Below are 6803 nucleotides of genomic sequence, written 5' to 3' on the forward strand. Positions count from 1 at the left end.
AAGCTTCTGAAATGCCCCAAAAAATCAGCACTAATTTAAGAGCCATGCAACAAGAGCTACGTAGCGCATTAGACCTTATTAAACAAAACCAGTTGGATAGTGACAGAGAAATCGTAGAAGTAGCAGACAGCCTAAGCAACAACCAAAGTCTATTAGAGCGCTGCAATGCGGTAACTGCAGATATTGAAAGTCAAAAAAAGCCAACGTTAAGAATTATTCATCACTTGGCCTGTAGTGGTGGAACACTAATTTCCAAATGCCTGGCCGTACAGCCTAATGTTTTCTTATTAAGTGAAATACACCCGACAACGCGGTTAGGCATGAACATTGATGAGGCCGCCTACACCCCAAGAGATATAACAACACAAGCAATATACGGGCGTATACCTAACGTAGATACACTCGCAGAAAAGCTGTTTTTATACGGCATAATCGAAACCGAAAAATATATACGAAAACAGGGCGGCTATCTGGTCATTAGAGCGCATACACACGCCGACTACTGTACTGATAAGCCAGCACCAGAAGTCGACACCTTAAAGCGGTTGCTAGAGCCTCACTTTGATATAAAACACTTGGTCACTGTGCGTAACCCTATCGACCCCTACCTGTCGCTACTGAACAATGGCTGGACTCACTTTACACCCTGCAATCTGGATGAATATGCCGTTCGCTATCTCGCGTTTCTGAACCAGCATGCTGACTGCCGGATCTATAAGTATGAAGACTTTGTTATCTCACCTAATGAGACAATGTTTGACCTGTGTGTGGCCCTTGAAATTCCTTACAACGCCAACTATCGGGATTCGTTTTCAGCGTATCAACTGTCTGGCGACAGTGGGCGCAGCGGAGCGATCATTGCTGAACGTGAGCGACGGCCAGTTTCCGACCAAATACGGTGCGAAGCCGACAACTCAGAAAACTGGAACAAATTATGCTTGCGATTGGATTACCCCTCTACCTTTTAAGCGCTAGCCAAATAACCTCAAGGAGGATGGAATTTCCATGAATACACTTGTCGTCACCAGCGTGAATCCATTTGGCAAGGTCACCTATCAAAAACATTGTTTTGAGGCATGGAAAAACGCCGGCTATCACATTCGCAGCATGAACTGTTCGGAAGAAGCGCAACAACTGATTGACAGAGGTTTTAGCGCGAACGATATAGATATTTTATCTCCAGGCGAGACAGCGCAAGACCTGTTTGGGCGGCCAATACCTAGGGTAATTCCTGTGTTGAATCGTGCCCGGCATTACAACTATGATGCAACGATACTTACCAACTCCGATATCTATCCCGCCCACCAGCGCCCTGCATCCCGTTTTCTCGCCAGCATCAGCGACACACTGGCTCTGACAAGAAACGAATGCGTGAATCTGGCTGACCACCGCTTCACCGACTCCACGCCCTACCGGGGCGGTATTGATCTCTTCCATTTCACTCGCGAAGGCTTAGACCAAACCTTCGTGCGATTGCAGGGTGGCAACTTGGCCGAGCGGATGACCTTTGGCATCCCCGGTTGGGACTATTACCTCGGTTTCCATCTCCTCTACGGGTTGGACGGAATCATCCTTGATGGGGAGATATTTCTCCATCAATCTCATAAAACGACCTACAATCAGATCCATGAATTCGATCTCTATGCTGAAGAAATGAAGGCGTCGGGGCGTTTCAATGGAAGCGATAGCGTCGCCATTGCCGCCGAATTTGCCCAGCTGATTAACAGCCACTGCGATGCCAACATTTCGATCTCAAGAACCTTGAAAACAGCCTTTTTCCAGCCGCCGGTGGCCCTTGCCGAAAACACCACTGTTCCCGCTGCAAGCACCGTCTGTTCTCGGCTGGATAAGATCCTGGCCCGCCATCATGTCACCATCAATGTACCTGCAAAGCGGGTAAAAAACTTTATCACCAGTCAACTGGAAGCGCAAAGCTGGTCGGCGGCGGAGTCATTCAAACAAACCCAGATGAAATCGTATCCAGTAATCACCGGCTACCTGTTCATGCTGCTCACCCAGTTACTGGTAAAGCAGCAACTGGGGAGGCACCGGGTAGTAACCCAGTATCCCGAGGGCAATCTCCACGGTATTGCCTTGCGACAGATCCTGGACAACACAAGGGGTCAGGAACAACTGACTTACCTTATTCGGCTTTTCGGCGCCGAACTGGTTGATCATGGAATTTTCAACGCCACCCTTTTCAAGCACGTTGTCTGGTCGGCCAGCAGCGATTTTGCACTAGGCCTCTGTAATGCCGTATTTGAACTTTGCAAGGAAGGCGAATAATTATGTCGACACTACCCACGCCCTACACCTCACAAGCCATCCTTCCATGGGAGCACGCCCTCAAAGTTGAAATGGCGTGTGAGATATTACCCACCGTTTCCATCGTCATTCCCATCTACAACTCCGGTCGCTTCTTGGAAAAGACCCTGCGCAGCCTGCTTTGCAATGATCTGAATGGCGTAGAATTGTTGTTGATGGACGGCGGTAGCACTGACGACACCATGCAAATCGTCGATCATTATAAACCGATGTTTGCCCATGTATTCAGCGGCAAGGACAAGGGCCAATCCGACGCCATTAATAACGGCTACGCTAAGGCCAGTGGCGACATTCTGTACTGGCTGAATGGTGACGACATCATTCTGCCCAACACACTTAATCAGGTCCGCCGCTACTTCAAGAAGCACAAGTGCTGTCAGGTGCTGGTCGGCAACGCTTATATGACCGAGATCGACCTTACCTCAATCAATCATTTTGTATTCTCGCCTGAAAAACTTACCTTTGAACATCTTCTGGATTACGCCAAGCACCACCTGATTCAGCCGAGCGTCTTCTTTACCCGCAAGGCTTGGGAAACCGCCGGCCCTCTGGATATACACGATCATTACGCCATGGATGCCGACCTTTTCATCGGCATGGCCAAGGTATTTACGTTGCATCATATCGATATCGATATCGCCTACAGCGTATACCATGAAGAGTGCAAGACCCGTGGCGCACGGGGTGAATCGATCACCTCGCTGGCGCTGGTGCAGGCCAAGCATGGGGGCTTTAAGGAGTGCAGAGAAACCCTTAACATTCTCGTTTCACTCTATAAGGAACTGGAAGCAGAACTACAAAGTAGTTCACCCAGCAACGCCCGGCTCAAGGCATTGGAAGCCAAGCTCACCGCCCTGACTGCCCATCAGGAACGACAGAAAGAGCTAGCGTTACAGTCGGATCTGGAGATGCACCCATGAAAATCGCCATACTGTCCAGCGCCTCGGCCGGAGGTGCCGGTATTGCCGCCTACCGTGTCTACGAAGCCTTGTCTCGGGGGGCAGGCTTTGAGGTCGATTTTTTTGATATCGACATTCTGGGGCAAGTGGATACCGAGGTGTCCCCCACGCACAGCGCCAGCAACGGAAAAATCACCAATACCCACTTTACCGTGGATTACGCCACCGAACCGCGCCAGTGGCTGATCGACTTTCTGGATCAATATGACGTTCTGAATATTCACTGGGCCAGCTACCTTCTGTCGCTCTGTGAGATTCTGCGACTGGTCCAAAGGGGTAAGCAGATTCTGTTTACTTTGCACGACTTTCACTACATCACTGGCGGCTGCCATTATCCAGCCGGCTGTCTTGGTTTCCAAGCTAGCTGTGTGGGATGTCCGCAACTAAATGATCGCAAGTGTGACCCGCACACCGTGATCAATACCCTGAAGCTTAAGCGCGAGATCTTTTCCCACGAGAACGTTCACCTGGCCGCCCCCAGTGCCTTTATCGTCGACAGCGCCATCCGTTCGGGAATCGTCCCCCCCCACCGCGGGCATGTGCTGCGTAACGCTTATAATCCGCCGCTGCCGTTTGAGCCAAGGGGCTGGGGCGACAAGCGCAGCATTCTATTGATCGCCGACTCCTTTAACGAGCAGCGCAAGGGGCTACAACTTGCTGTCGACGCCCTAAAGCTGGCTTTTTCTAGCGACAAGGCTCAAGCTTACCAGCTCGAACTGCACTTGGTCGGCGGTATGGACCACCAGGTGATCAGCCAGTTGAACGACTTACCGGTGCGTATTATTACCCACGGGCATATCAAGCAACACGAAAAGTTGGTGAATATCTTTAAACAATGTCAATTTATTCTGACTTGCTCCTATGAGGATAACTGGCCGAATATATTGGTTGAGGCTGGCTCATACGGTTGTCTACCCATCGTCGGAAAATGGCATGGCTGCGAGGAGTTTGCCCGCCAGTTTGAATCGCCCTACATCGCCGAGAGTTATACGCCTCAGGCATTTAGTGTGGTGATTAATGAGGCTCTGGCCACCCTTCCAGCAGTCACCTTCCAGCGTCAAGGTCAGATAGTGGATGCCGTGCGGAGATCCCATGCTTACTCTAGGGTTGCGGAAAAATACATTGAAACCATGACGCAAGACAAGCCGCTGGATGTAGTCCGTGCAGAGGTCTGCACCGCTGATAACAGTGGCCTTATCTCTGCCGACCGGCTGCTGGCAACTCTTCCCCAAATGGCCTTTGAAGAGATCAGTGCGGTCAAAAAGGCTACCCCTTTCGGTTGCCAGAATCCTGCTATTAGAGAGCTTATAATTAATGTGAGTTACCTAAATAAATTTTCCAGAAATGACAAACATGAATATGGAATTGTAAATATATTGGTTTGAACTTACAACTAATTCGATCCCATTAAATTTATGAGCTTTTATAATGGCAAAAGTGTATCTTGATTTAAAAACAGTTAGCGCGATTCCGAATGCCTATCAGTGCTCTTCGGTAGAACTTATGGGCTTTTCTGGCCATAACATAGGAAATTTTGCATTTCGGCACGCATTAAACTCATTGCTGGACAATCTCCATGACTATATGCCGCTCGCTTATCCACAGTTGAATCAGTTGCTCGGCAATCAAGAGTCTATTGAGCACGCAATCGTTTCCTGTGCCAACTGGCTCTGTAAAACTGAACAGTACGAAAAATCTAATGGCGTACGTGCATCCGTTGTCGAAAAATTGGACTGTCCTGTTGTTTCTTTTGGGTTGGGCGCACAAGCGTCCTCCAAAGACAGCGAGCTGAAGCTTGGGCCTAATACTGAACGCTTGGCCAAGCTCCTGTCGGAAAGGTGTAAAAAACTGAGTGTAAGGGATGAGTTTACACTGAACACTTTGGAAAAAATCGGTATTAATAATGCCGTAGTCACAGGGTGCCCTTCTAATTTTATTAATCTCGACCCGGGTCTCGGTAAAAAAATCGTAAAAAAAGCACAACGCCTAATTGATAAGAATCTCACATGGAATGGCCTGAAGGTCCAGTTTAACGAATACAGCGGCGGCCATGCCCACTCGGCTGATGTATTACAACGTACACTGCGTTTATTAACCGTATCTCCTTCTTTTTATGTTTTACAGAGCCCCGTTTTATTACCTTATTTACTGGGGGAAGACGACAACCTTCCCCGTGACTACGCGCATATAGGCAAAGACGTGGATAATCTGCGTAACTTGATCAAAGCCAAGACACTTCACTTTTCATCGATTGAAGCCTGGATGGACTTTTCACGCACCTGTGATATGGCGATGGGTATGCGTATTCACGGCAATATGATCCCTTTGCAATCAAGCGTCCCATCGGTAGTTATCGGTCACGACTCACGCACCTCCGGACTTGCTAACTATATGGGTATACCGTCGGTAACGCCTGAAGAGTTTGTCAAGTTATCTAATATAAAGCCTGCGTTTATGTTGGATCTGGTAGCACTCAAAATGGCTGGTTACGATGCGAGAAGACAGATTTTAGCATGCAATATGGCAGATTATATCCGCGATAACGGCCTGGCCGAAAACGGCGACCTAGTAAAAAACTTTAATTGCTAGGCTAGATCTAATAATGGGCGCTCTCACAACCCCGTAATCATCAGCGGTCTCAATGAACAAATAAAACACGTAACCCATCAGGTACGGTGTTGCCATGTACCATTGCTAACGCCCTCTCACCGCCGAAGACCGAGCCGCCATTATGAAGAAATCGACGTGAACGTCGATTCCCAGAACACGCGGCCTCACTAGACACAGGACTGACGTCCGCCGCTTGAAGTTTACGCCAAGGTGCTCAAGAAATCGGTCGTCGGCTCGAGCACCCTCTAATGGAGTTGCACTTGGAGCTTGAGACCGCCCATTATATTAATCAGCCTTTAAGAGCCACAAAGTATGCCTTTTTTTGATTAGCCGCTCGTTTGACTGTTAACAAGAACTGTATAATTTTTCTTATGCCATATAAATATCCATGTGAAATTTCTCTCTATCGATGCACAAGACCGGCTATTAGTAACAAACTTCGATAGTTGATATTTTTTAAAGATAGGGCAGAGCCAGACTATCAATAATCAATATTATTGATCAAATTTTAAGCTAGTACTTTATAAGACGAGCACAATACTTTTGCCGACGGTATATACGGAACGTTATCTATAAGAATGAAAATGACCGGACAAAAAGTGCTAGTTTATACTAACCGTAGCTAACGCATATTTAATCAAGTTAATATAGAAAGGCTAAATCATGAAAAGAGCCCTTATTACTGGCATTACAGGCCAAGACGGTTCCTATCTAGCAGAGTTTTTGTTGGAAAAGGGCTACGAAGTTCACGGCATCAAGCGCCGCGCATCGTTGTTCAATACACAGCGGGTTGACCACATCTACGAAGATCCGCACGTTAATAATCAACGTTTCGTACTACATTACGGTGACCTCACGGACTCATCCAACCTCACCCGCATTATCCAGCAGGTGCAACCGGACGAGGTC

Annotated in this window: 6 protein-coding genes; all 6 read left to right on the forward strand. The window is 48.0% G+C overall.

Annotation, left to right across the window (positions count from 1 at the left end; genetic code table 11):
* The first annotated feature begins 11 nt into the window (after window positions 1-11).
* Window positions 12-968, forward strand: coding sequence for a sulfotransferase (locus tag NA637_RS16725; protein ID WP_256073440.1), 957 nt, complete (start codon window positions 12-14; stop codon window positions 966-968).
* A gap of 37 nt (window positions 969-1005) precedes the next feature.
* Window positions 1006-2286, forward strand: coding sequence for a hypothetical protein (locus NA637_RS16730; protein WP_256073441.1), 1281 nt, complete (start codon window positions 1006-1008; stop codon window positions 2284-2286).
* Window positions 2287-2288: 2 nt separating this feature from the next.
* Window positions 2289-3245, forward strand: coding sequence for a glycosyltransferase (locus NA637_RS16735; protein ID WP_256073442.1), 957 nt, complete (start codon window positions 2289-2291; stop codon window positions 3243-3245).
* Window positions 3242-4669, forward strand: coding sequence for a glycosyltransferase (locus NA637_RS16740; RefSeq protein WP_256073443.1), 1428 nt, complete (start codon window positions 3242-3244; stop codon window positions 4667-4669). The genes NA637_RS16735 and NA637_RS16740 overlap by 4 nt, the downstream gene beginning before the upstream one ends.
* A 43-nt stretch (window positions 4670-4712) precedes the next feature.
* Complete coding sequence (locus tag NA637_RS16745) at window positions 4713-5873, forward strand: polysaccharide pyruvyl transferase family protein (protein WP_256073444.1); 1161 nt, start codon at window positions 4713-4715, stop codon at window positions 5871-5873.
* 684 nt (window positions 5874-6557) lie between these two features.
* The coding region (locus NA637_RS16750; protein WP_256073445.1) for a GDP-mannose 4,6-dehydratase at window positions 6558-6803 on the forward strand (246 nt) is incomplete at its 3' end.

It is taken from the genome of Stutzerimonas stutzeri, assembly GCF_024448935.1.
GTDB classification, from domain to species: Bacteria; Pseudomonadota; Gammaproteobacteria; order Pseudomonadales; family Pseudomonadaceae; genus Stutzerimonas; species Stutzerimonas stutzeri_AO.

Bases quoted from the DNA above. Each gene is read 5' to 3' on its own strand.
- NA637_RS16735 (WP_256073442.1), top strand. From the start codon at position 2,289: ATGTCGACACTACCCACGCCCTACACCTCACAAGCCATCCTTCCATGG.
- NA637_RS16740 (WP_256073443.1), top strand. From the start codon at position 3,242: ATGAAAATCGCCATACTGTCCAGCGCCTCGGCCGGAGGTGCCGGTATT.
- NA637_RS16725 (WP_256073440.1), top strand. From the start codon at position 12: ATGCCCCAAAAAATCAGCACTAATTTAAGAGCCATGCAACAAGAGCTA.
- NA637_RS16745 (WP_256073444.1), top strand. From the start codon at position 4,713: ATGGCAAAAGTGTATCTTGATTTAAAAACAGTTAGCGCGATTCCGAAT.
- NA637_RS16730 (WP_256073441.1), top strand. From the start codon at position 1,006: ATGAATACACTTGTCGTCACCAGCGTGAATCCATTTGGCAAGGTCACC.